The 24,177-nt window shown below is 71.8% G+C and carries 21 protein-coding genes; 9 read left to right on the forward strand and 12 right to left on the reverse strand.

Going from position 1 to position 24,177, the window contains the following annotated elements; all coding sequences use genetic code 11:
• The first annotated feature begins 23 nt into the window (after positions 1–23).
• Complete coding sequence (locus tag RWE79_RS20290; protein ID WP_475941480.1) at positions 24–587, forward strand: bacterial proteasome activator family protein; 564 nt, start codon at positions 24–26, stop codon at positions 585–587.
• Positions 588–674: 87 nt separating this feature from the next.
• On the opposite strand, the gene RWE79_RS20295 is transcribed toward RWE79_RS20290, so the two are convergent.
• Complete coding sequence (locus RWE79_RS20295) at positions 675–2,540, reverse strand: Stk1 family PASTA domain-containing Ser/Thr kinase (RefSeq protein WP_475941481.1); 1,866 nt, start codon at positions 2,538–2,540, stop codon at positions 675–677.
• Positions 2,541–2,732: 192 nt separating this feature from the next.
• Here RWE79_RS20295 and RWE79_RS20300 point away from each other — a divergent pair, with 192 nt between their 5' ends.
• The gene (locus tag RWE79_RS20300; RefSeq protein ID WP_475941482.1) at positions 2,733–4,364 is read left to right on the forward strand and encodes a protein kinase domain-containing protein; all 1,632 of its coding nucleotides are present in this window, start codon (positions 2,733–2,735) and stop codon (positions 4,362–4,364) included.
• A 68-nt stretch (positions 4,365–4,432) separates the two neighbouring features.
• On the opposite strand, the gene RWE79_RS20305 is transcribed toward RWE79_RS20300, so the two are convergent.
• The 3 genes from RWE79_RS20305 to RWE79_RS20315 form a co-directional block, all read right to left on the reverse strand.
• Positions 4,433–5,464, reverse strand: a complete 1,032-nt coding sequence (locus tag RWE79_RS20305; protein ID WP_475941483.1) for a phosphotransferase — start codon at positions 5,462–5,464, stop codon at positions 4,433–4,435.
• 15 nt (positions 5,465–5,479) lie between these two features.
• Positions 5,480–5,896 (reverse strand): pyridoxamine 5'-phosphate oxidase family protein, encoded by a 417-nt coding sequence (locus RWE79_RS20310; RefSeq protein ID WP_475941484.1) that lies wholly within the window; start codon positions 5,894–5,896, stop codon positions 5,480–5,482.
• 75 nt (positions 5,897–5,971) lie between these two features.
• A complete protein-coding gene (locus RWE79_RS20315; protein WP_475941485.1) occupies positions 5,972–6,637 on the reverse strand; it encodes a response regulator in 666 nt (221 codons plus the stop codon).
• 333 nt (positions 6,638–6,970) lie between these two features.
• On the opposite strand from RWE79_RS20315, the gene pdhA reads away from it, so the two are divergent.
• The 5 genes from pdhA to RWE79_RS20340 all read left to right on the forward strand — a co-directional run bounded on the left by pdhA (position 6,971) and on the right by RWE79_RS20340 (position 12,000).
• The gene (gene pdhA / locus RWE79_RS20320) at positions 6,971–8,125 is read left to right on the forward strand and encodes a pyruvate dehydrogenase (acetyl-transferring) E1 component subunit alpha (RefSeq protein ID WP_475941486.1); all 1,155 of its coding nucleotides are present in this window, start codon (positions 6,971–6,973) and stop codon (positions 8,123–8,125) included.
• A 1-nt stretch (position 8,126) separates the two neighbouring features.
• Positions 8,127–9,107 (forward strand): alpha-ketoacid dehydrogenase subunit beta, encoded by a 981-nt coding sequence (locus RWE79_RS20325; protein ID WP_475941487.1) that lies wholly within the window; start codon positions 8,127–8,129, stop codon positions 9,105–9,107.
• 9 nt (positions 9,108–9,116) lie between these two features.
• Positions 9,117–10,499, forward strand: a complete 1,383-nt coding sequence (locus RWE79_RS20330; protein ID WP_475941488.1) for a dihydrolipoamide acetyltransferase family protein — start codon at positions 9,117–9,119, stop codon at positions 10,497–10,499.
• Between the two features lie 125 nt (positions 10,500–10,624).
• A complete protein-coding gene (locus RWE79_RS20335; RefSeq protein WP_475941489.1) occupies positions 10,625–11,707 on the forward strand; it encodes a DNA polymerase III subunit beta family protein in 1,083 nt (360 codons plus the stop codon).
• A gap of 71 nt (positions 11,708–11,778) precedes the next feature.
• Positions 11,779–12,000 (forward strand): hypothetical protein, encoded by a 222-nt coding sequence (locus tag RWE79_RS20340; RefSeq protein WP_475941490.1) that lies wholly within the window; start codon positions 11,779–11,781, stop codon positions 11,998–12,000.
• A 52-nt stretch (positions 12,001–12,052) separates the two neighbouring features.
• On the opposite strand, the gene RWE79_RS20345 is transcribed toward RWE79_RS20340, so the two are convergent.
• Entirely contained in the window at positions 12,053–13,855 is a 1,803-nt protein-coding gene (locus tag RWE79_RS20345) for an NHL domain-containing thioredoxin family protein (protein ID WP_475941491.1), read from the reverse strand.
• Between the two features lie 40 nt (positions 13,856–13,895).
• Between RWE79_RS20345 and RWE79_RS20350 the strand changes: the two genes are divergently transcribed.
• Positions 13,896–14,402 (forward strand): LURP-one-related/scramblase family protein, encoded by a 507-nt coding sequence (locus tag RWE79_RS20350; protein ID WP_475941492.1) that lies wholly within the window; start codon positions 13,896–13,898, stop codon positions 14,400–14,402.
• Here the strand turns inward: RWE79_RS20350 and RWE79_RS20355 are convergent.
• Positions 14,365–15,189: a carbon-nitrogen family hydrolase gene (locus RWE79_RS20355; RefSeq protein ID WP_475941493.1), complete on the reverse strand. Its 825-nt coding sequence runs from the start codon at positions 15,187–15,189 to the stop codon at positions 14,365–14,367. The two genes, RWE79_RS20350 and RWE79_RS20355, sit on opposite strands and share 38 nt — an antisense overlap.
• Before the next feature lie 133 nt (positions 15,190–15,322).
• Here RWE79_RS20355 and RWE79_RS20360 point away from each other — a divergent pair, with 133 nt between their 5' ends.
• Positions 15,323–16,144 (forward strand): maleylpyruvate isomerase family mycothiol-dependent enzyme, encoded by an 822-nt coding sequence (locus RWE79_RS20360; RefSeq protein ID WP_475941494.1) that lies wholly within the window; start codon positions 15,323–15,325, stop codon positions 16,142–16,144.
• A gap of 63 nt (positions 16,145–16,207) precedes the next feature.
• On the opposite strand, the gene RWE79_RS20365 is transcribed toward RWE79_RS20360, so the two are convergent.
• From RWE79_RS20365 to RWE79_RS20390, 6 genes are all read right to left on the reverse strand, one after another.
• Positions 16,208–17,512, reverse strand: coding sequence for an MFS transporter (locus RWE79_RS20365; RefSeq protein ID WP_475941495.1), 1,305 nt, complete (start codon positions 17,510–17,512; stop codon positions 16,208–16,210).
• Positions 17,509–18,186, reverse strand: coding sequence for a GntR family transcriptional regulator (locus RWE79_RS20370; RefSeq protein WP_475941496.1), 678 nt, complete (start codon positions 18,184–18,186; stop codon positions 17,509–17,511). Before RWE79_RS20370 ends, RWE79_RS20365 begins: the two co-directional genes overlap by 4 nt.
• An 82-nt stretch (positions 18,187–18,268) precedes the next feature.
• Positions 18,269–19,915, reverse strand: a complete 1,647-nt coding sequence (locus tag RWE79_RS20375) for a hypothetical protein (protein WP_475941497.1) — start codon at positions 19,913–19,915, stop codon at positions 18,269–18,271.
• A 158-nt stretch (positions 19,916–20,073) separates the two neighbouring features.
• Positions 20,074–20,730 (reverse strand): DUF4232 domain-containing protein, encoded by a 657-nt coding sequence (locus RWE79_RS20380; RefSeq protein WP_475941498.1) that lies wholly within the window; start codon positions 20,728–20,730, stop codon positions 20,074–20,076.
• 129 nt (positions 20,731–20,859) lie between these two features.
• Complete coding sequence (locus tag RWE79_RS20385; protein ID WP_475941499.1) at positions 20,860–22,155, reverse strand: M18 family aminopeptidase; 1,296 nt, start codon at positions 22,153–22,155, stop codon at positions 20,860–20,862.
• 161 nt (positions 22,156–22,316) lie between these two features.
• Positions 22,317–24,146 (reverse strand): acyl-CoA dehydrogenase, encoded by a 1,830-nt coding sequence (locus RWE79_RS20390; protein WP_475941500.1) that lies wholly within the window; start codon positions 24,144–24,146, stop codon positions 22,317–22,319.
• Positions 24,147–24,177: the final 31 nt, after the last annotated feature.

Raw genomic sequence — 24,177 nt, forward strand, 5'->3', positions numbered from 1 at the left:
GCGGATCGGCAACAATGGAGTGCATGGAGATGCCGATGAACGAACGGTCGCAGGAGAACCCCAATGTCCTGGTCGTCGGCCCGGACGGAATGGCTCTCGGCGGCGTCAACCCTGGCGGTGGCGGCGACGGGCAGCGCGAGGTTCCGGTGACGGAGATGGTCGAACAGCCGGCGAAGGTCATGCGGATCGGCAGCATGATCAAGCAGCTCCTGGAGGAGGTACGCGCGGCACCTCTCGACGAGGCCAGCCGCGTGCGGCTCAAGGAGATCCACCGCAGCTCCGTGAAGGAGCTGGAGGACGGTCTGGCGCCCGAGCTGGTCGACGAACTGGAGCGGCTGTCGCTCCCGTTCACCGACGAGACCATCCCCACCGAGGCGGAACTGCGCATCGCACAGGCGCAGCTGGTCGGATGGCTGGAGGGTCTCTTCCACGGGATCCAGACCGCCCTGTTCGCCCAGCAGATGGCCGCCCGCGCCCAGTTGGAGCAGATGCGCCGGGCGCTGCCCCCGGGGGTCGGCGGCCACGAGGGCATGGAGGACGACGGCACCGGCGGCCACCAGGGCGCCCGTTCGGGCCCCTATCTGTGAGACGCCGTCCGTGACATGCGAGGGGCCCGGTACGCACGACGCGTACCGGGCCGCTCGCATGTCGCAGGTGATCAGGTGATCGGGTGCTCAGCCGCTCCGGCCGGTGGAGACCCATATGGTGACGGTGTCCTTGTCCGGGTCGAAGTCGCTGATGGCCTCGGGCTTCTGCGCGACCACCGCGCCCTTGCCCCACAGCGACTCGTCCTGGTACTTGACCGTGTACTTCCAACCGGCCTCGTCCAGGCAGCTCTTCACCGAGTCGACGTACTTGGTGTAGAAGTCCGGCATGTAGACCGAGCCCGCGTCGCTGTAGCTGGTCGTGGCGCTGGTGCAGCGCGAGGTGTCGATGGTGCGGGTCTGGTCGCCCTGGCTGACGTCCGGGTCCGGCGCCGCGGTGTCGGTGGAGTCCGAGGTGCCGGAGCTGCCGGACCGGTCGGTGGAGTCCGAGGACGAGCTGGTGGACGCTGTGGCGGTGGCCCGGTCCGCGCCGTCGTCGGAGGTGTCGGTGCCACCGCTGCCCGCCTTCACGGCCAGGATGATCACCACGACCACCGCGATCACCGCGACCGCGGCGCCGATCGCGATCACCGCGGTGGAACCGCTGCCACCGGAGCTGCCGCCCCCGGGGCGCTGCGGCTGCTGCGGTCCGTTGGGCCGCATCGCGTAGGGCGGCGGGGTCGCGGCGCCCTGCTGCGGATATCCGTACGTCGGACCGGGCGGCGGAGTGCCCGCCCAGCCGCCCTGCGGGTGCGCGTAGGGCGGCGGGGTGTGCTGCTGGAGCGGCTGGGGCTGATGCGGCGGCTGGGGCTGATGCGGCGGCTGGTGCCGGAGCGGCGCCTGCGGCTGCGGGGTGTGCGGCTGCGGGGTGTGCGTCTGGGGGGCGTGTGGCGGCGGCGTCGCGGGAGCCTGCGGTGCCTGAGGGGCCTGATACGGGGTCTGGATCTGCGGCGGCGGGGTGTGCAGCTCCCCCTGGACCGGCGGGAAGACCGCGGCCGCGACATCCGGCCCGCTCCGGCCCCGGGCCCGCGGTCCCTCGCCGATGACCAGCGGGGTCGCGGGCGCGCCGCTCACCTGCTCGCCCCGGGCGACCCGGTCCGACTCGTCCCGCATGGCGTCCGCCGTCGGGAAGCGGTCCGCCGGGTTCTTCTTCAGCGCCCGCGCCACCAGGGCGTCGACCGCCGGCAGCACCGCCCGGTTGAACTGCGACGGCGTCGGCGGGGCCTCCTGGACGTGCTGGTAGGCGATCGCCAGCGGCGAGTCACCGTCGAAGGGCAGCCGTCCCGTCAACAGCTCGAAGAGCAGGCACCCGACCGAATACAGATCGGAACGCTCGTCCACGCCGCGCCCGAGCGCCTGCTCCGGCGACAGGTACTGCGGGGTGCCGACGACCATGCCGGTCTGCGTCATCGAGGTGATGCCCGACTGCATCGCACGGGCAATGCCGAAGTCCATCACCTTGACCACACCGCGCTTGGTCAGCATCACGTTGCCGGGCTTGATGTCCCGGTGCACCAGGCCCATGCTGTGGCTCTCCGCGAGCGCCGCCAGCACATCCCCGGTGATCTTCAGTGCCTTCTCGGTCGGCATCGCGCCGAACTGGGCGACGTCCTCGTCGAGCACCGTGCGCAGCGGCTTGCCCTCGACGTACTCCATGACGATGTACGGCACGAGGGCGCCGTCGATCGTGTCCTCACCGGAGTCGAAGACCGAGACGATGTTGCTGTGGTTGAGCTTGGCCACCGCCTGGGCCTCACGCCGGAACCGCTCGCGGAACGACTCTTCCCGGCCGAGTTCGGTATGCAGCGTCTTGACGGCGACCGGCCGGTCGAGCACAGTGTCGTGCGCCAGGTGCACGGCGGCCATGCCGCCCTGTCCGAGCAGGTCGCGCAGCACATAGCGGCCGCCGCCGACCGAGCGTCCCGCGTAATTCCCCCGCGCGCCGTCCCCGCTCATCAGTACCGCTTCCCCCTAGGGATCCAAGTCTGCCCGCCAAGTCTGCCCTAGCTTCTACCGGGGTCAAGTTCGTTGACCTGTTCGTCACCGGATGCGTATGAATCCCTCCACAACTTGGTCCGCCACATCACGGGCACAGCGGAACGCGGTAGCGTGGCGGATCGGACGAGTCGAAAGCGACGGCGAGGACTGATGGCACAGACGACAGCCGCCGGGGGCCCCAACGAGCCCTCCGCAGCCGGCCAGGGCGTGCCCGATTCGCCGGAACTGTGGGGTGCCGGGGGCCTCGTCGGCGAGGGCCGGTACCGGCTGACCCACCGCCTCGGGCGCGGCGGCATGGCCGAGGTCTTCGCGGCCGAGGACGTGAGGCTCGGCCGGATAGTCGCTGTGAAGCTGCTGCGCTCCGACCTCGCCGAGGACCCGGTCTCCAAGGCCCGCTTCACGCGTGAGGCCCAGTCCGTCGCCGGGCTCAACCACCACGCGGTCGTCGCCGTCTACGACTCCGGTGAGGACGTCACGCCCACCGGCGGCGCCGTCCCGTACATCGTGATGGAACTGGTCGAGGGCCGCACGATCCGCGAACTGCTCGTCGACTCCGACGAGCCGCCGCCGGTCGAGCAGGCGCTCGCGATCGTCTCCGGGGTGCTGGAGGCGCTGGCCTACAGCCACCAGCACGGCATCGTCCACCGTGACATCAAGCCGGCCAACGTCATCATCACCGACAGCGGTGCCGTGAAGGTCATGGACTTCGGCATCGCGCGGGCCCTGCACGGCGCGGCCCAGACCATGACCCAGACCGGCATGGTCATGGGCACGCCGCAGTACCTGTCGCCCGAGCAGGCGCTCGGCAAGACCGTCGACGCCCGCTCCGACCTCTACGCGACCGGTTGCCTGCTGTACGAACTGCTGGCGCTGCGGCCGCCGTTCATCGGTGAGACCCCGCTGGCCGTGGTCTACCAGCACGTCCAGGACGACGCCCGGCCGCCGTCCACGATCACCGACCGGGTGCCGCCCGAGCTGGACGGCCTGGTCATGCGGGCCCTGGCCAAGCACCCCGACGACCGTTTCCAGACCGCCGAGGAGATGCGCGGCCTGGTGCAGTACGCCCTCGGCATGCTGCGTCAGCAGGGCGGCCACACCGGCACCTGGGACACCGGCTACGTGGCGCACTCCGGCGCGGCCACGCCCGCCATGGGCGTGCCCGGCCAGAACACCGGCGTCAACACCCGGGGCGGCCACCCCGACCACGGCACCGCCGAGTTCGGCGCCCCGCTGCTGCTGGGCGCGCCCGGCGGCCTGGTCGACCACGACACCCTCCCGCCGGGCTACGGCGGCGGCCACGGCGGCCCCGGCCACGGCGGCCCGGGCGACCGGCGCTGGGTCAAGCCGGTGCTCTTCGTAGTGGCCGCCGCGCTCGCCATCTCGCTCGGCATCTATCTGGCGGTCGCCGGCATGGGCGGCGGGGGCGGTGGGACTCCCGACGTCAAGCCCACCCAGTCCCGGACCCACGACCAGCAGACCACCGAGCCCACGCAGCAGGACACCTCGACCGAGGACAGCACCACCGGCGAGCCCTCACAGTCGTACAGCTACTCGCCCTCGCCCACGGCGTCCGCCTCGCCGACGGCCAAGCCGACCACGGCCGCGCCCACCACCGCGGCGCCCACGACGGCCGCGCCGACCACGCCGGAGCCCAGCGACACGGCGTCCGGCGAGGCCTCCAGCGGCGGGAGCACCGACCAGGGCACCACCGGTGAGACGACCGGTCAGGCCGCCGGAACGACGGGCGAGACGTCCGACGCGGGCACCGAAGGGGCGGGTTGACTGCCGAGCCCCCTGACGGGCTGAACGGGCTGGCGGGCTGAACCGCTCGACGGCTGAACGGCCGCCGCTCAGCCCGTGAACGCGTCCCGCACCGTCCCGTACGCCGCCGTCCACCACACGGCGAGCGCCGACGAGGCGGGGAACTGCGGATCGGCGCGGCGGTCGCGGCGCTCGTAGCGCCAGCGCAGCATCCAGAAGTCGTTGAGCCGCTCCCACCAGACGCGGTGGACGGCGGCGGCCAGCTCGTCGGGCGGGGCTCCGGCGGCCAGCCGGTAGGCCCGCGCGTAGGCCCGCACCTTGCCGAGGTCGAGGGTGCCGGCGGGCTGGACGAAGAAGATCACTGCGGCCCGGACGGCCTCCTCGGCGCGGGGCTGGACGCCGAGCCGGTCCCAGTCGACGATCGCGACCGGCTCGTCCTCGCGGTAGAGCAGGTTGAGCGGGTGGAAGTCGCCGTGCACCCAGCCGGTGACCGGCTCGCCGGCGTCCGGCGGGCGGCAGCGGGCGTGCCGTTCCAGCAGGGTCCGCCGTTCCAGCAGCCGGTGCTCGGCCAGTTCGTCGAAGGCCTCCCGGGGGCGGTGGCCGCGTACCTGCTCCAGCAGGTCGCCGATGAGCGCGAAGGTGCGTTCCGGGTCGGCGCTGGCGTGCAGCCCGGGGCCGGCGGGGGCCGGCTGCACCTGTTCCAGCCGGGTGTGCACGAGCCCGAGCAGCGCGCCCAGCCGCCGCGACTGGCCGGTGGTCAGCTCGGCCCCGTCCCGGTGCCGGCCGTCGACCCACGGGTACAGGGCGAAGCAGCGGCCGCCCAGCACCGCGACCGTGCCGCCGTCGGTGCCGGGGAGCGGGGGCGCGACCGGCAGGCCCAGGTCGCCCAGGCGCTGGGTGGCCCGGTGCTGGCGGACGATGACGGCGCGGTCCGCGGTGGCGGAGTCCACGTACTGCTTGAGGAAGAACCGGCCGCGGGTGGTGGCCAGGCGGTAGCCCCGGTTGAGCAGGCCCTCGGCGACGGGTTCACAGGACAGCGGGGCCCCGGCGTTGTCGTAGCGGCGTAGCAGCGCGGTCAGCGTCTCACCGCAGGGCGGCGCCGTCGCCGTGCTCCCGATCACCCGGTTGATGGTAGATCACAGCGGGTCACCGGACTCGTGGAATACCCGATACGCCGTCGCGTACCTCGGTTCGATCCGCAGGTACACCGGCTCGAACGGGTCCCCGTCCACCGACAGCGGGAGCGCGCCGAACAGCGCGCGCTGGGCCGCGCCCGGCGTGCACGCCCGCGCGGTGCCGGTGATGTGCGCGATCCAGGCGTCCGGCTGAGCGGTGCCGGTGCCGGTGCTGTCGGCCTGGTAGGCCACGACCGTGCCGTCGCCCGCGCCGTGGACGCCCCAGCCCCGGTGGGTACGCAGCACGACCTGGCCGTCGGCGACGATGTGCCGGGCCACGGCCAGGTACGGCAGCGCCTGCCGGGTGAGCGCGATCCGGCCGTACGGCACGGCCGCGAGCATGGCGAGGACGGTCTCGCGTTCCTTCTCGGGGGACATGGAGCCAGGCTGCGGGATCGGGCGGGGCGCCCGGCAGGGGCTCCGGGCCCCTGGTGTGCGGGGTCTTTGGGCCCCTCAGCGGCCGCGTTCGGCCCGGGTGCGGGCGACGTACGCGGCGGCCTGGGTGCGGCGTGCCATGCCGAGCTTGGACAGCAGGGAGGAGACGTAGTTCTTGACGGTCTTCTCGGCGAGGTGGAGGCGTTCGCCGATCTGGCGGTTGGTGAGGCCCTCGCCGATGAGGTCGAGGATGCGGGCCTCCTGGTCGGTGAGGCCGGCGACGGCGGGCTCGGGTTCGGGGCCTGAGCGCAGGCGTTCCAGGACCCGGGCGGTGGCGACCGGGTCCAGGAGGGACCTGCCGGCGGCGACTTCGCGGACCGCGCCGACCAGGTCGCTGGCCCGGATGTCCTTGAGGACGTAGCCGGCGGCGCCCGCGATGATGGCGTCGAAGAGCGCCTCGTCGTCGGCGTACGAGGTGAGCATCAGGCAGCGGACGGGCGGTTCGCCGGAGCGCAGGTCGCGGCAGACCTCGACGCCGCTGCCGTCGGGTAGCCGTACGTCGAGGACGGCGACATCGGGCCGGACCGCCGGGACCCGGGCCAGGGCCTCGGCCGCGGTGCCGGCCTCACCCACCACGGTGATGTCGGGCTCGGAGGAGAGCAGCTCGTTGACCCCGCGCCGGACGACCTCGTGATCGTCGAGCAGGAATACTCTAATAGAGCCGTTTTGTACGTTTTCGCTCACCATCTCAGCGTCGCACAGGATGAGATCTCCCGACCCCCCTAACCTCTTCCCCAGTTTCAAGTCCTCGGGATAACGTGCGGATGTCCCGGCGACCTGCGGTTGGCCTGCGAGAACTTCGATTTACTAGGAAATCCAAGCAAAACCGCAGGTTAGACACCCTTCGCGGGAATGCGCGAGGTGTGGGTAACGTTCGTTTTGCACGGGCTGCCTGCCGGGGCGCACACCACTCCCGGCTCGACCGTGCCGCACACACCCCGTGCGCCGAGCGAGGCGGGCAGGAGCCGCACTGGCCACCGGCGGATCCCGGGGGCCGGACAGACGGAGGAGCGAAGCGTGAGCGTGAAGAGCACTGCCGCGAAGCCCCGTACGCCCCGTACGGGCACGGGTTCCCGCGGTGGCGCGAAGCGCCGAGGGGCCGCTGGCGAGCCGGAGCTCGTCCAGTTGCTGACCCCCGAGGGCGAGCGCGTCCAGCACAGTGAGTACTCCATCGACCTGAGCCCTGACGAGCTGCGTGGCCTGTACCGCGACATGGTGCTGACCCGCCGCTTCGACGCCGAGGCGACCTCGTTGCAGCGCCAGGGCGAGCTGGGCCTGTGGGCCTCGCTGCTCGGCCAGGAGGCCGCCCAGATCGGCTCCGCCCGGGCGACACGCCCCGACGACTACGTCTTCCCGACCTACCGGGAGCACGGCGTCGCCTGGTGCCGGGGGGTGGACCCGGCGAACCTGCTGGGCATGTTCCGCGGGGTCAACCACGGAGGCTGGGACCCCAACGAGAACAACTTCCACCTCTACACGATCGTGATCGGCTCCCAGACGCTGCACGCGACCGGCTACGCGATGGGCATCGCCAAGGACGGCGCGGACGCCGCCGTCATCGCCTACTTCGGCGACGGGGCCAGCAGCCAGGGCGATGTCGCCGAGGCCTTCACCTTCGCCGCCGTCTACAACGCGCCGGTGGTCTTCTTCTGCCAGAACAACCAGTGGGCGATCTCCGAGCCCACCGAGAAGCAGAGCCGCGTGCCGATCTACCAGCGCTCGGCCGGCTACGGCTTCCCGGGCGTGCGGGTCGACGGCAACGACGTGCTGGCGGTGCTCGCGGTCACCAAGGCCGCCCTGGAGCACGCCCGCAGCGGCCAGGGCCCGATGCTGGTGGAGGCCTTCACCTACCGCATGGGCGCCCACACCACCTCCGACGACCCGACCCGCTACCGCCTGGACGAGGAGCGGGAGCAGTGGGAGCGCAAGGACCCGATCATCCGGCTGCGGACCTACCTGGAGAAGGAAGGGCTGGCCGACGAGGCCTACCTGGCCGGGATCGAGGCCGAGAGCGAGACCCTGGGCAAGCGGGTCCGCGAGGCCGTACGGAGCATGCCCGACCCCGACACCATGGCGATCTTCGAGAACGTCTACGCGGACGGGCACGCGCTCGTCGACGAGGAGCGCGCGCAGTTCGCCGGCTACCTCGCGTCCTTCGAGGAGGGCCACTGACATGGCAGCCGTGACCATGACCATCGCCAAGGCCCTCAACGAGGCGCTGCGCAAGTCCCTGGAGACCGACCCCAAGGTCGTGCTCATGGGCGAGGACATCGGAAAGCTCGGCGGTGTCTTCCGCATCACCGACGGCCTGCAGAAGGACTTCGGGGAGGGGCGGGTCATCGACACCCCGCTCGCCGAGTCCGGCATCGTCGGCACCGCGATCGGTCTCGCCCTGCGCGGCTACCGGCCGGTGGTGGAGATCCAGTTCGACGGTTTCGTCTTCCCCGCGTACGACCAGATCGTCACGCAGCTCGCCAAGATGCACGCCCGCGCCCTCGGCAAGATCAAGCTGCCGGTCGTCATCCGCATCCCGTACGCGGGCGGCATCGGCGCCGTCGAGCACCACTCGGAGTCCCCCGAGGCGCTGTTCGCGCACGTGGCGGGCCTGAAGGTGGTCTCGCCGTCGAACGCGCAGGACGCGTACCGGATGCTCCAGCAGGCCATCGACTGCGACGACCCCGTCATCTTCTTCGAGCCCAAGCGGCGCTACTGGGACAAGGGCGAGGTCGACACCGAGGCCATCCCGGCCCCGCTGCACACCGCCCGTACGGTGCTGGAGGGCACCGACCTGACGCTGGCGGCGTACGGTCCGATGGTGAAGGTCTGCCTGGAGTCCGCCGCGGCCGCCGCCGAGGAGGGCCGTAGCCTTGAGGTCGTGGACCTGCGGTCGCTGTCGCCGGTGGACTTCGACACCCTCCAGGCGTCGGTCGAGAAGACCGGACGGCTGGTGGTCGTGCACGAGGCCCCGGTCTTCCTCGGCACGGGCGCGGAGATCGCGGCCCGGATCACCGAGCGGTGCTTCTACCGGCTGGAGGCCCCGGTGCTGCGCGTGGGCGGTTTCCACGCGCCGTACCCCCCGGCCCGGCTGGAGGACGAGTACCTGCCCGGACTGGACCGCGTACTCGATGCCGTCGACCGCGCGCTGGCGTTCTAGGAGAGGGTTGTGACGACAGTGACTGCACAGCGCTTCCGTGAGTTCAAGATGCCCGACGTGGGCGAGGGACTCACCGAGGCCGAGATCCTCAAGTGGTACGTCAAGCCGGGTGACCCCGTCACCGACGGGCAGGTGGTGTGCGAGGTCGAGACCGCCAAGGCGGCCGTCGAACTGCCCATCCCCTTCGACGGTGTGGTGCACGAGCTGCACTTCGGCGAGGGCGAGACGGTGGACGTCGGCAGCGTGATCATCGCCGTGGACACCGACCCGGGCTCGGACGCCGCCGCCGGGGCACCGGTACCCGCACTTGCGGTGCCCGAGCCCGAACCGGCACCCGCGCCCGAACCGGTGAAGGCGACCGAACCGGAGGCCCCCAAGCGGCAGCCGGTGCTGGTCGGTTACGGCGTCTCCGCGTCCTCGACCAAGCGCCGCCCGCGCAGGAAGCCGTCCCTGCCCGCGCAGCCCGGGCCCCGGCCCGAGGTGAACGGTCATGGCGGTGTCCCGCCGCTGGCCAAGCCACCGGTGCGCAAGTTCGCCAAGGACCTGGGCGTGGACCTGACCACGGTCACCCCGACCGGCCCCGGCGGCGTCATCACCCGCGAGGACGTCCAGGCGGCGGTGGCGCCCGCCCCGGCCGCCCCTGCCGCAGCCCCCGCCCCGGTGGCGGCGGAGCGGGCCGTCGCGGCCCAGCCGCTGGAGACCCGGGTGCCCATCAAGGGCGTCCGCAAGGCCACCGCCTCCGCGATGGTCGCCAGCGCCTTCACCGCCCCGCACGTCACGGAGTTCGTGACCTTCGACATCACGCGGTCGATGCGGCTGGTCCAGGAGCTGAAGACCGACCCGGCCTTCTCCGGGCTCAAGGTCAGTCCGCTGCTGCTGGTCGCCAAGGCGCTGCTGGTGGCGATCCGCCGCAACCCCGAGATCAACGCCGCCTGGGACGAGGCCGCCCAGGAGATCGTCCACAAGGGGTACGTCAACCTCGGTATCGCCGCCGCCACCCCACGCGGCCTCATCGTCCCCAACATCAAGGACGCCCACAGCAGGACACTGCCCGAACTGGCCGCCGCTCTCGGCGAACTGGTCGCCACCGCCCGTGACGGCCGGACCTCGCCGGCCGACATGCAGGGCGGCACGGTGACCATCACCAACGTCGGCGTCTTCGGCATCGACACCGGCACCCCGATCCTCAATCCCGGGGAGTCGGCGATCCTCGCCTTCGGGGCGGTCAGGGAACAGCCCTGGGTGCACAAGGGCAAGGTCAGGCCGCGCCAGGTCACCACCCTGGCGCTCTCCTTCGACCACCGCCTCGTCGACGGCGAACTGGGCTCCAAGGTGCTGGCCGACACCGCCGCCATCCTCGAATACCCCCGGCGTCTGATGACCTGGGCCTGACCCCTGACCCCTGACCACGACAGGCGGGGCCCGGACATCCGTGTCCGGGCCCCGCCCGCGTGTGCGGGGGCGGGCTTGACCCTCCACCTGGTCGAGGCCCCACCGTCATCCGTGTGGAGAGCGACATGCGCAGCATCGGCGAGATGGCCCGGGACAGCGGCCTCAGCGTCAGCGCGCTGCGGTTCTACGACGGCGCCGGGGTACTGACGCCTGCCAGGACCGATGCCCGGACCGGGTACCGCTGGTACGGCGAACGGCAGTTGCCGGACGCCCGGCTGGTCGCCCGGCTGCGCCGGGTGGGGATGCCGCTGCCGGAGATCCGCCGTGTCCTGTCGGACCGGGCGGACCGTCCGGACGCCGTGCACGCCCTTCTCGACGCGCATCTGCGGCGCCTTGAGGACGGTCTGGCCGACGCGCGCCGCGAACTCTCCCGCGTACGAGCCCTCATCGAACCGGAGGAACAGCCGATGACCCGTATCACTGTCCCCGCCCAGGAACTGGCGGCGGCCCTGGACGCCGTGCGCTTCGCCGCGAGCAGCGATCCGGAACGGCCGTCGCTGTGCGGCGTGCTGCTCGACCTGGACGGCGGGGTGCTGACCCTCGTCGCCACCGACCGGTACCGGCTGGCGGTGGCCCCGGTGCGGCTGCCGCCTCCGCCGGCGGCGGGCGAGGAGGCCCCCGAGCGGTTGAGCGTCATTGTGCCGACCGCCCTCGCCGACGAGATCCGGGCCCTCCTCGACGGTGCCGCCGACGCCGAACTCCGTCTCGACGGCGACCGGATCACCGTCACCGCCGCCGGACGCCGGGCCGCCGGCGTGCGCCTGGACCACGACTATCCCGACTTCCGCAGCCTCACCCGGCTCGACGACCCGGCCCACCGCCTCACGGTCCGCTCCGACGTGCTCCGCGACTCCCTCGCGGCCGGCCCCGCCGGCCTCCGCGTGCTGGCCGTCGGCCCCGACGGCGACCTCCGCGTCTCCGAGGCGCCCGGCGACGGCATCGCCGTCAACCGCGACTACCTCCTCGACGCGACCGTCGCCCTCGCCGGTGCCGGTGCCGGTGCCGATGCGGGTGCCGATGCGGGTGCCGGTCCGGGGGCAGGGGGCCAACTCGTTCTCGAACTCGGCGGCCCCGTCAGCCCGCTGGCCATCCGTTCACCCGAACGGGAGGACGCCTTCTGCCTCGTGATGCCGGTCCGTCAGGCGTAGCCCCCCGGAGCCGGGGTACCCGCAGTCCGACAGCAGCCCGGCAGAGTCAACCCGCGACGGAGGCGGACATCATGGGCATCGGTGGTTGCATAGGCCTGATCGCGATCGGGGCCATTCTCACCTTCGCGGTCGACTGGCACATGGCCGGAGTCAACCTCGACCTCGTTGGCCTGATCATGATGGCGGTCGGCGCGATCGGACTGGCGTCGTACGTCAGCATCTTCAAGAAGCGCAAGGTCGTCGAGGCCATGCCGGTGATGGAGGAGCGCGCCCGGCACTACCCGCACGTGTAGCAGTCGCCGCTCGCGCGGCCCAGGGCGCCCGGAGACGGGTCCTGGGCCGCCCTCACGGCATGTCCTGGCCGTCCAGTCCGGCCAGGACCAGGGCCAGGCGGGCTTCGCCGCCCTCGACGACCCGGACCGGGACGCCCCAGTCCTGCTGGTGGACATGGCAGGCGGGGTACTCGTTGGCCGGGTCGTCGTCGCAGGAGGCGGCCATGGCGGACACATGGAGGACGCCCTCGCGGAACTCCTCGCCCAGGACGAGATCGCGCGACAGATCCGTGCCCTTGCCCGCGCCCGCCGAGAGGAGGCCGGGCGGGGTGGAGCTGACGAGGAGACGGGTCGAGGGTCCGTAACGCTCGTCGAGTTTCTGGCCGGCGGGGGCGTGGAAGACGACGTCGAGGCGGACGGCGCCCGGGGCGATGTCGGTCGCGGGACGCCGGGTGCGGTGCGCGGACTCGGCGACCCGGACGGCCGACTCGGGGAGCCGCAGCCGGGTCAGGCGGTGCCCCGCCGACTCGACCACCACGATCACATCGCCGTCGCCCTCGCCCTCACCGGCGAGCACGGCACCCGACGGCTCGCGCAGATCCGTGGCGAGGGTCGTGACCTCGCCGCTGACCGGGTCGTACCGCCGCAGCGCGTGGTTGTACGTGTCGCTGACGGCGACCGAGCCGTCCGGCAGCGCGGTGACGCCGAGCGGATGCTGGAGCAGCGCCTGGTCGGCGGGGCCGTCGCGGTGGCCGAAGTCGAACAGGCCGGTGCCGACGGCGGTGTGGACGACCAGATCGCGGTCCAGCCAGCGCAGCGCGCTGGTCTCGGAGTCCGCCACCCACAGCCGGTCCTCGGTGGCCGCCAGCCCGGACGGCTGGGCGAACCAGGCCTCGGCGGCGGGCCCGTCGACCAGGCCCTCGTTGGTGGTGCCGGCGGCGGCCCGGACGGTCCCGGTGGCCGGGTCGTACGTCCAGAGCTGGTGGACGCCGGCCATGGCGATCCACACCAGCCCGTTCCACCAGGCCACGTCCCAGGGCGAGGAGAGGTCGACCTCCAGGGCCGGGCCCGACGTGGCCGATCCCTGCCACCACTGGTGCCCGGTGCCGGCCACCCGTTCCACGGCGCCGGTCTCCAGGTCGACCGACCGCAGCGCGTGGTTGACGGTGTCGGCGACGATCACCCGGCCGTCGGGCAGCAGGGCCAGCCCCTGCGGCTCGTTGAACACCCCGGGACCGCCGATCCGCCGCACCACGGTCTCGCCGTCGGCCGCCATCTCCACCAGCTGGTGGCGGGTGGTGTCGGACACCAGGAAGCCGCCGCCGGGCAACCGGACCGCCTTGCCGGGGAAGCGCAGGTCCGTGGCGACCGGCTCCGGGGGCACATACGGCCCGTCGCCGCGTCGCAGCGTGCCCTTCGCGGTGTGCTCGGCCTCCAGCTCGCCGATCAGCGTCTCCAGCGCGTGCGCGTGGCCCTCCCCCGAGTGCTGGGCCACGACATACCCCTCCGGGTCGATCACCGTGAGGGTGGGCCAGGCCCGTACCGCGTACTGCTTCCAGGTCGCCAGCTCCGGGTCGTCCAGGACGGGGTGCTCGACCCCGTACCGCTCGACGGCGTCGGTGACGGCGGTGTGGTCGGCCTCGTGCACGAACTTCGGCGAGTGGACGCCGACGATGACCAGCGTGTCGCGGTGCTTCTCCTCCAGCTCGCGCAGTTCGTCGAGGACATGCAGGCAGTTCACACAGCAGAAGGTCCAGAAATCCAGAATGACGATGGATCCTCGCAGGTCGGCGAGGGTGAGGGGCTTTCCGCCGGTGTTCAGCCAGCCGCCCTTGCCGGTCAGCTCGGGGGCCCGGACGCGTGCACGTGCAGTCATGTCCTGATCCAACACCACAGGTCCGGGTAGGCATTCCGGCATGAGGTATCCGGTCAGGGAGAAGATCTTCGCGATCGGCGACGACTACTGGATCGAGGACGAGAACGGCGACCGTGCCTTCTACGTCGACGGCAAGGTGCTCGGCCTGCGCGGCAGGCTGGAGCTGCGGGACCCGGGCGGCGCCGTGCTCGCGGTCATCCGCAAGAAGCTGGTGAGCCTGCGGGACACCATGACCGTCGAGGACGGCGACGGCGCCGAGCTGTGCACCGTACGCAGGAAGGCGCTGACGCCGCTGCGGGACAGCTGCCGGGTGAGGCCGGAGAGCGGTGAGGAGCTGGAGGTGCGCGGCGACCTGGTCGGCAAGGAGTTCGACATCGATTACGAGGGCGAGAGGCTGGCCCGGATCAGCCGGAAGTGGTTCCGGCCGCGGGACACCTACGCCGTGGAGATCGAGCGGGAGGACGCCGACGCGGGCGTGCTCGTCGCGGTCGCGGTGTGCGTGGACCGGCTCACCGGGCGGGATGACGAGGAGGAGCGGGAGGGGTAGGGATTCCGAGCAGCCGGTCGCGCAGGACCGGGAAGTCGGCCCGGGTCTTGGCGACCAGGGCCGGGTCGATGTCGACGGTGAGGACCTGCTCGTCCGGTCCGGCCTCGGCCAGGACGGCGCCCCACGGGTCGACGGCGATGCTGTGGCCGGCCAGCCGCACGCCCGCGTGCGTGCCGGCGGTGCCGACCGCCAGGACGTAGGCCTGGGACTCCACGGCCCGGGCCCGGGCCAGCAGGGTCCAGTGCTCGCGGCGCCGCTCGGGCCAGCCGGCCGGGACGACGAGGATGCCCGCGCCGGCGTCGACCAGGAGCCGGAAGAGCTCGGGGAAGCGCAGGTCGTAGCAGGTGGCGAGGCCGAGGACGGCGGGGCCGGGGAGTTCGGCGGTGACCAGGTCGCGCCCCGCCGCCATCAGGACGGCCTCGCCCTGGTCGAAGCCGAAGCGGTGGATCTTGCGATAGGTGTGCCGGAGTTCACCGTCGGGCGACAGCAGCAGCGAGGTGTTGTAGAGCGAACCGTCGGACGCCCGCTCGGGAATCGAACCCGCGTGCAGCCAGACGCCCGCGTCCAGCGCGGCCGCGGACATCGCCCGCACGGTGCGTCCGGCGGCGTCCGCGGTCTCCGCCTCGGCCTCGAAAAGCTCCGCCGCGAAGGCGCCGACGGTCCACAGTTCGGGAAGAACGACCAGGTCAGAGCCTGCTTGGGCGCGCACGAGCTCGGCGACCCGCTCGCGTCGGGCTTCGACCGTTTCGGCCGGGTCCACGTCGATCTGGAGCAGAGAAACGCGCACGGTACCACCGTCCATGAGTTCCGGACATCAATACAGGCCTACGATCGTCACACGAAAGCACTCCCGTGGTGTCACTGCGCAGCGTAATTTAGGCGCACACCACTACGACCGCGCCCGACCGTCGAGGGGTCCCGTGACCGACAGCAAGCTCCAGCCGTTCATCGATGCCTGGACCCACTCCGTAGAATCCATAGCCGAGCTGGTCGGTCCCCTCGCCGAGGGCGAGTGGAGCCGGGCCACCGAGTGCCCCTACTGGTCCGTGCGCGACGTCGTGTCGCATGTCATCGGCTACGAGTGCGAGCTGCTCGGCGATCCGCGCCCCATCCACACGCTCCCGATGGACCTGCGGCACATCCACAGCGAGTTCGCCCGCTACATGGAGGTGCCGGTCGACAAGCGGCGTCACCACACCGCGCCGGAGATGACCTCGGAGCTGGAGTACACGATCATCCGCCGCTCCCGTCAGCTGCGGAACGAGGCACGTGCCGCCGGTACGACCGTGCGCAACCCCGGTTTCGGCGAGGCGACCCTGGAGGACCAGCTCAGGCAGCGGGCGTTCGACGTCTGGGCGCACGAGCAGGATCTGCGCCGCGCCCTGCGCTCTCCGGGCAACCTGGACTCCCCGGGTGCCCTGATCGCGCGGGACTGGCTGCTCGCCGCGATGCCGAAGGTGATCGCCAAGGACGCGGGCGCCAAGCCCGGTTCCGCGGTGGTCCTCGATGTCCACGGGCAGGTGGAGTTCCTGCGCACGGTCCGGGTCGACGACCAGGGCCGCGGCACCGTGGACGGCAGTGTCTCGCTCGGTCCCGCGGTGACGCTGACCATGGACTGGGAGACGTTCGTCCGGCTGGCCTGCGGCCGGGTGCGCCCGCAGGGGGTGGCCGACCGGGTCAAGGTCGAGGGCGACGACGCGCTGGCCGACCGGATACTGGCTCACATCGCGGTCACGCCGTAGCCGGTGGCCGGGCGTTCGCGGCGTTCACGTCCCTGAGGGTCCGTCAGGAACCCCGAGGTGCCGTCAGGTTCCCGCGGGGACGTGGACGCTTTCCACCCGGCTGACGGCGACCCGCTGCCGCTCCAGCCGGGCGGCCCGGCCGCGCAGCCGCAGGATCTGGCTCAACCCCACGGCCTGCAGGACGAAGACGCTGCACCAGGCGACACGGTAGTTGTCGCCGGTGGCGTCCAGCAGCACGCCGATGGCGAAGAGGGCGACCATCGAGGCGGCGAAGCCACCGATGTTGACGATGCCGCTGGCGGTGCCGAAGCGCTCGGGCGGGTTGGCGGGGCGGGCGAAGTCGAAGCCGACCATCGAGGCGGGGCCGCAGGACCCCAGGACCACGCAGAGCACGATCAGCAGCCACAGCGAGGCGTGGGACTGCGGCCAGGCCAGGACGACCGCCCAGATGGTTCCCGTCGCCGCGATCACACCGAGGACCAGTGGCATCCGCGCGCCGTGGTGGCGTCCGACGATCTGGCCGAAGAGCATGCCGAAGACCATGTTGGCGATCACGACGAGGGTCAGCAGCGAGCCGGCCGCCTCCCGGGACAGGCCCTGCGCCTGGACCAGGTACGGCAGTCCCCACAGCAGCAGGAACACCATGCCGGAGAACTGCGTCGTGAAGTGGACCCACATGCCCAGCCGGGTCCCCGGCTCCCGCCAGGACGCCGCGATCTGCCGCTTCACATAGCCCGCCCCGTGGTGCTCGGCGGGCGCCGGCTCGAAGCCCTGGGGGTGGTCCTTCATGAACAGCAGGACCAGTACGAGGACGAGCGCGCCGCCGAGCGCCGTGCCGGTGAAGGTCGCGGTCCAGCCGGCGCTGTGCAGGAGGCGGGCCAGCAGCACCGTGCTCATCAGGTTGCCCGCGACCCCGAACAGCGCGGCGCCCTGGGCGACCATCGGGCCGCGCCGGGCCGGGAACCAGCGGGAGCCGAGCCGCAGCACGCTCACGAACGTCATCGCGTCGCCGCAGCCCAGCACGGCCCGGGAGGCCAGCGCCGGTCCGTAGCCGTGGGACAGGGCGAAGCCCAGCTGGCCCACGGTGAACAGCACGATGCCGATGGTCAGTACCCGCTTGGTGCCGAGCCGGTCGACCATCAGGCCCACGGGTATCTGCATACCGGCGTAGACCAGCACCTGGAGGATGGAGAAGGTCGACAGGGCGGAGGCGCCGATGTGGAAGCGCGCGGCGGCGTCGATGCCGGCCACGCCGAGGCTGGTGCGGTGGACCACCGCGACCATGTAGACCAGGGTGCCGATCGACCAGACCGCGACGGCCTGCCGGCCGCCGGGCGGTTCGGCGGTCACGTCGTACGTGCGGTTCACGAATCGCCCCTGGCGATGAACTTCACCCAGGTGACGTGCCGTTCGACCAGGGCCCGCGCGGAGGCGGTGTCCCCCGCGCGGAGGGCTTCGAGGATCTCGGTGTGTTCCGCGATGTTCTTGGCTATGCGCCCCGGATCGGCGTGCATCGTCGCCACCCCCATCCGCAGCTGACGGTCCCTCAACTGATCGTACAGCTGGGCCAGGATGCGGTTCCCGGCCGCCCGGACGATCTCCGCGTGGAAGCAGCGGTCCGCGGCGGCGAAGGCGCTCAGGTCGCCGGTGGCGGCGTGGCCCCGCTGTTCCTCCAGCAGCTCTTCGAGCCGGGCGAGCAGGCGCGGTGCGGCCGGGGCGACCTTGGCCGCCGCGTGCAGCTCCACCAGCAGCCGGGTCTCGACGACATCCGCGATCTCCTGTGCGGAGACCGGCAGGACCAGGGCGCCCTTCTTCGGGTAGAGCTTCAGCAGGCCTTCGGCCTCCAGCCGCAGCAGGGCCTCGCGCACGGGGGTGCGCGACACCCCGACCGCCTCGGCGAGTTCGCCCTCGCTGAGCAGGGTGCCGCCCTCGTAACGGCGGTCCAGGACCGCCTGCTTGACGTGGGTGTAGACCCGCTCCGCGGCGGGCGGCGGCTTGGGGATCGTGCTGACCGGGCTGACCGTACTGCCTGCGGCATTCATGATGACCACATCATAGATACAACACGTATGCCGAAGGGAGCCCCGTCCGCATCGCGGACGGGGCTCCCTTCGGCATACGGGGTCACCGCACGTCGACGTAGTCCTCGCGGCCGGAGGAGGCGAGGTGCTTGCTGTCGGGGGCGCCGAAGGAGGCCACCCAGGTGCCGTCCTTCTTCGCGGTGAAGCCCCGGCCGAAGGTGCCGTCGGACTTGGTGGTCACGGTGCCCATCACCTGCCAGGCGGACGCGCCCTTGGCCCGGAACAGGACGGTGACCTGCCGGCCGGCGTACGCCTTCCAGCTGCCGGAGGGGTCACGCTGGAGGGTGCCGGTGACCGTGATGGTCCGGCCCTTGCGGACCGGCTCCGGCGAGGCGTTGCCGCCGGTGATCCGGGTGGGCGTACGCCGGACGGAGAGCGGGCCGCCGACGGATCCGGCGAAGTCCGGGGTACCCGTGTAGCGGGCGCGCCAGTAGCCCTGCGAGGGGGCGTCGAAGGTGCCCTTGAAGTCACCGACGCCCGCGTCGACGCCGGTCGTCAGGGTCTTGACGAGCTTCCAGCCGGTGCGGCCGTCCTTGGAGTACTCGATGCCGACCAGCGAGGAGTCCGGCTGCCGCTCGCCGGTGTCCAGGGTGCCGCTCACGGTGAGCTGCGAGTGCTTGTCCAGCGTGGCGACGAAGCCGGTGATCGCGGTCGGTCCCGCGACATGGATCCGGGCGACCTCCACCGGGCTGCCGGCCACGAAGCCCTCGTAGTCGCTGCCGACGGTCACATTGACGGCGCTGGTGCCGCGCGGGCTCAGACCGGCGCTGAACCGGCCGTCGGTGCCGGTCCGCGCGGTGGCGGTGGCACCGCCGTCCTCGCCCTGCGGGTCGAGGGTGACGGTCTGGCCGGCCAGCGGCTGCCAGGTGCCGTCGGCGCGCAGGACCTGGGCGCGGCCGCTGACGGTCGCGGTCCGGCCGGGCGTGGTGTTCACGTTCTTGGCGTCGAGGGTGACGCGGGTGGCGGACTGGGCGATGGTGACCCGAGCCGCCGGACCGGTGGCGGTGCTGATCGCGTAGGGCGAGCCGTCCCAGGAGTTGTAGTAGCCGCTCACCCCGCCGTCCCGCTGCGGCAGGTACGTCCGCGTGAAGCGGCCGTCGGCGTCGGTGGTCGCGGTGACCGCGGCGCCGGAGTCGTCGAGGCCGAGCAGGTGCACCGGGACGCCGCCCATCGGCAGCCGCTCGCGGGTGCCCGGGTGACGGCGGACCAGCCGGCCGCTGACGGTGACCTCCTGGTGGAACCAGTCCGGCCGCGCCGGGGTGGCGGTGAAGGACTCGAAGACCGCCGCCCAGTTGTAGTCGAGGGAGCCGTCGGCGGTCTCCGTCGAGTCGCCGTCGGCGTCGGTCAGCTCGATGACGGTGCGGTAGTCGCCGGGTTCGGCCAGCTGGACCGGCTGCGAGCTGTGCCAGACGCCGTTGTCGGCGGTACCGGACTCCAGGGTGAAGTCCTGCGTCGTCCCGGCCTCGGTGCCGGTGTCCTCGCCCCAACGGGGGAAGAAGTGCGCGGTGATGTGCCGGATCGCGCTGTCCGAGGACGCCGTCACCGCCAGTACGCCGTTGTCGCCCTGCACGCTGCCGGCCTCCAGCAGCACCGGCGCCACGCCGGGCGCGGCCGACGCGGCCGGGGCGAGCCCCACCACCAGCGTCACGGCCGTCGACGCGCAGGCGAGCGCGGCATATCTGAGTCTCATGCGGCTCATCAAGGTCCCCCCACAGGACTGGAGTTCAGTCAGAACCGGTCCCATGGCCGTCCGCGGTGATACCTGCGCGCCTGCTGTTACCGGTGGGTTCGATCATAGGCCCATCTTCACAGCAGGCACACAGTCGGGTGGCCGGGGCGGCCGGGGGCTCAGCCGCCGACCGGCCCGGTGTAGCTGCCCGGGTGGGTGGCGCCGTCCTGCAGCAGCACGCTGCCGCCGGGCCAGGCCAGGGTGGTGGACGTGGTCTCGTTCGGCGGGGTGACGATCACCGACGTCGCCTTGAACTCGGTGCCGCCGTCCTTCGTCCACGGCAGGAACGTGATGGTGAACGTCGTGCTCGCGCCCGGCGCCAGGGTGACCTTCTTCGGCGTCACGCTGCTCCGGGACAGCGACCAGCTACCGCCCGAGGACTTCAGGTCCACCCCCGGGAAGCCCTGGAGGGTGCAGGCGGCGGCGCCCTTGTTCTTGAGCACCACCGCCAGGTGCTGCTGGTCGTCGGAGCTGCTGACCGTGCCGTCACCGTCGCCGAAGCCGAAGGCCAGCCCGGCGGTCCGGCACCGGTCGGCGCCCGCGGCCTTCGTGGCCCCGGCGTTGTCCGCCGTACCGTCACCGGTCCCGCCGGAGGCCGAAGCCGGTGAGGAGGCCGGTGAGGAGGCCGCCGGCGCGGAGGACGACCCGGCCCCCGACGGCGAGCCGCTCGCGGTGCCGGCGCCGGCGCTGTCGTCGCCGTTCCCCCCGCAGGCGGTGAGCGTCAGGGCGAGGGCCGACGTGGCGGTGACGGCGGCAAAGGCGTGGAGCAGTCGCATGGTGGTGATCCCCCGTGAAGCGGTTCGCTGTGTGATGATCACCATTATCTGAGAGGTTTCTTAACGGTTCCGTGACGACACGATCCTGACCTCGTGACGGTTCCGCCCCGGGGCGCGGCGGGCCGGACCTCAGCCCTCCAGGAAGGCCTTCAGGGAGCTGGCCAACAGGAACGGGTCGTCGGCGCCGCACAGTTCGCGGGCGGAGTGCATGGACAGGATCGCCACGCCGACGTCGACCGTGGTGATGCCGTGCCGGGCGGCGGTGATCGGGCCGATGGTGGTGCCGCAGGGCATGGCGTTGTTGGAGACGAAGGCCTGCCACGGGACGCCCGCCTTGTCGCAGGCGGCGGCGAAGATACCGCGGCCGGTGCCGTCGGTGGCGTAACGCTGGTTGACGTTGACCTTGAGGATGGGGCCGCCGTTGGGGAGCGGGCGGTGGGTGGGGTCGTGCTTCTCGGCGTAGTTGGGGTGGACGGCGTGGCCGGTGTCGGCGGAGACGCAGACGCTGCCGGCCAGGGCGCGGGCCCGGTGGTCGTAGGAGCCGCCGCGGGCGAAGACCGAGCGTTCCAGGACGTTGCCGAGGAGCGGGCCGCCGGCGCCGGTGTCGGACTCGCTGCCGTTCTCCTCGTGGTCGAAGGCGGCGAGGACCGGGATGTACGGCAGCTCCGTACCGCTGGTGGCGACGGCGCTGAGGGCGGCGGTGCCGGCGTGGACGGACAGCAGGTTGTCCAGGCGGCCGACGGCCAGGAACTCGCGGTCGCGGCCGAGGTAGGCCGCGGGCTGGACGTCGTGCGTCATGAGGTCCCAGCCGACGACCTCACCGGGTTCGACGCCGGCCTCGTCGGCGACCAGCCGGACCAGGGCGCCCTCGTCGAGGGCGCCGAGGCCCCAGACGGGCTGCATGTGCCGCTGCTTGTCGAGGCTGAGGCCGTTCTCGTTGACGCCCCGGTCGAGGTGGACGGCGAGCTGCGGGACGCGCAGCAGTGGCCGGTCGGCGTTGACCAGGCGGGTGCTGCCGTCCCGCAGCACGATCCGGCCGGACAGGCCCAGATCGCGGTCGAGCCAGGAGTTGAGCAGCGCCCCTCCGTAGATCTCGACGGCGATCTGCCGCCACCCGTACGAGGCGGTGTCGGGCACCGGTTTGATCCGCAGGTTGGTGGAGTCGGTGTGCGCCCCCACGATCCGGAACGGTGTCTCGGGCCGGGCGTCGGCGGGGACGTACCAGGCGATGATGGCGCCACCGCGCAGCACGTACTTCCCGCCGGTCTCGCCGTCCCAGGCCTCGGTCTCGCCGACCTGCCGGAATCCGGCCTTCTCCAGGCGGGCGGCGGCGCCGGCGACCGCGTGGTACTGCGACGGGCTGGCGGCGATGAAGGCCGCGAGGTCGTCGGTATGGCTGCGGTCGAAGTGGGGGTGCGCGCTCATGGGTCCAGGATAGGTAGCCGCCCGGCCGGGTGCCGCCCGCATGAACCTCTGAGTACGCTCTGAGAACCTTGTCAGGACGTGGTGGAACACGCGCGGTCCGGCCGCCGGACGGGCGGAAGTCCAGCCCGTCCGGCGATCGAGGACAAACGCGGCCCAGATGCTTAGAAGGCCTCCTCCGGGAGGTCCATCACGTCGAGCGTGACGGTCTCGGCGATGGACCGCTGCACGGCCACCTGCGGCAGCACGTTCGCGGCGAAGAACTTCGCGGCGGCGATCTTGCCGGTGTAGAACGGCACGTCCTTGGCGGAGGCGCCGGCGGCCAGCTTCTCGGCGGCCACGGCGGCGCCCTTGAGCAGCAGGTAGCCGACCACGACGTCGCCGGAGGCGAGCAGCAGGCGGGTGCCGTTGAGGCCGACCTTGTAGATGTTCCTGACGTCCTGCTCGGTGCCGGCCAGGTCGGTCAGCATGGTGCCGACGATGGCCTCCAGGTCGACGGCGGACTTGGCGAGCTGCTCGCGGGCGCCGGCCAGTTCCTCGCCGCCGACGGCCTCGGCGAGGAACTTCTTGATCTCCTCGGAGAGGGTGGTCAGCGCGGCGCCCTGGTTACGGACGATCTTCCGGAAGAAGTAGTCCTGGCCCTGGATCGCGGTGGTGCCCTCGTAGAGGGTGTCGATCTTGGCGTCCCGGATGTACTGCTCGATCGGGTACTCCTGCAGGTAGCCGGAGCCGCCGAAGGTCTGCAGGGACTGGGCCAGCTGCTCGTAGGACTTCTCGGATCCGTAGCCCTTGACGATGGGCAGCAGCAGGTCGTTGAGCGCGTGCAGCGCGGTGGCCTCCTCGCCGGCCGTCTCGGCGGCGGCGATCGCGTCCTGGACGGAGGCGGTGTAGAGGACGAGGGCGCGCATGCCCTCGGCGTACGCCTTCTGGGTGATCAGCGAGCGGCGCACGTCGGGGTGGTGCGTGATGGTGACCTTGGGCGCGGTCTTGTCCATGAACTGCGACAGGTCGGTGCCCTGGACGCGCTCCTTGGCGTACTCCAGCGCGTTGAGGTAGCCGGTGGAGAGGGTGGCGATGGCCTTCGTGCCGACCATCATCCGGGCGAACTCGATGATCCGGAACATCTGGCGGATGCCGTCGTGCTTGTCGCCGATCAGCCAGCCCCTGGCGGGGTGCTGGTCGCCGAAGGTCATCTCGCAGGTGTTGGAGGCCTTCAGGCCCATCTTGTGCTCGACATTGGTCGCGTAGACGCCGTTGCGCTCGCCCAGCTCACCGGTGGAGAAGTCGAACTCGTACTTCGGCACCATGAACAGGGACAGGCCCTTGGTGCCGGGGCCGGCGCCCTCGGGGCGGGCCAGCACGTAGTGGATGATGTTCTCGGACATGTCGTGCTCGCCCGAGGTGATGAAGCGCTTGACGCCCTCGATGTGCCAGGAGCCGTCCTCCTGCTCGACGGCCTTCGTGCGGCCCGCGCCCACGTCCGAGCCGGCGTCCGGCTCGGTGAGGACCATGGTGGAGCCCCACTGCTTGTCCACCGCGAGCTTGGCGATGTGCTTCTGGGTCTCGTTGCCCTCGGAGTAGAGGATGCCGGCGAAGGCCGGGCCGGAGGAATACATCCAGATCGCCGGGTTCGAGCCGAGGATCAGCTCCGCGTACGACCAGATGAGGGTGGCCGGCGCGGTGGTGCCGCCGATCTCCTCGGGCAGTCCCAGGCGCCAGTACTCGGAGTCCATGAAGGCCTGGTAGCTCTTCTTGAAGGTGTCCGGGACCGGCGCGGTGTTGGTCTCCGGGTCGAAGACCGGCGGGTTGCGGTCGGTGTCCGCGAAGGACTCGGCCAGCTCGTTCTCGGCGAGGCGGGCCAGCTCGGACAGGATGTCCTTGGCGGTCTCCACGTCCATCTCGGCGAAGGGGCCGGTGCCGTAGAGCTTGTCGCGGCCGAGGACCTCGAAGAGGTTGAACTCGATGTCGCGGAGGTTTGACTTGTAGTGGCCCATGGCGACGGCTCCGTCGGGGTCGGGAGGGGCG

The organism is Streptomyces sp. RLA131 (assembly GCF_056270125.1).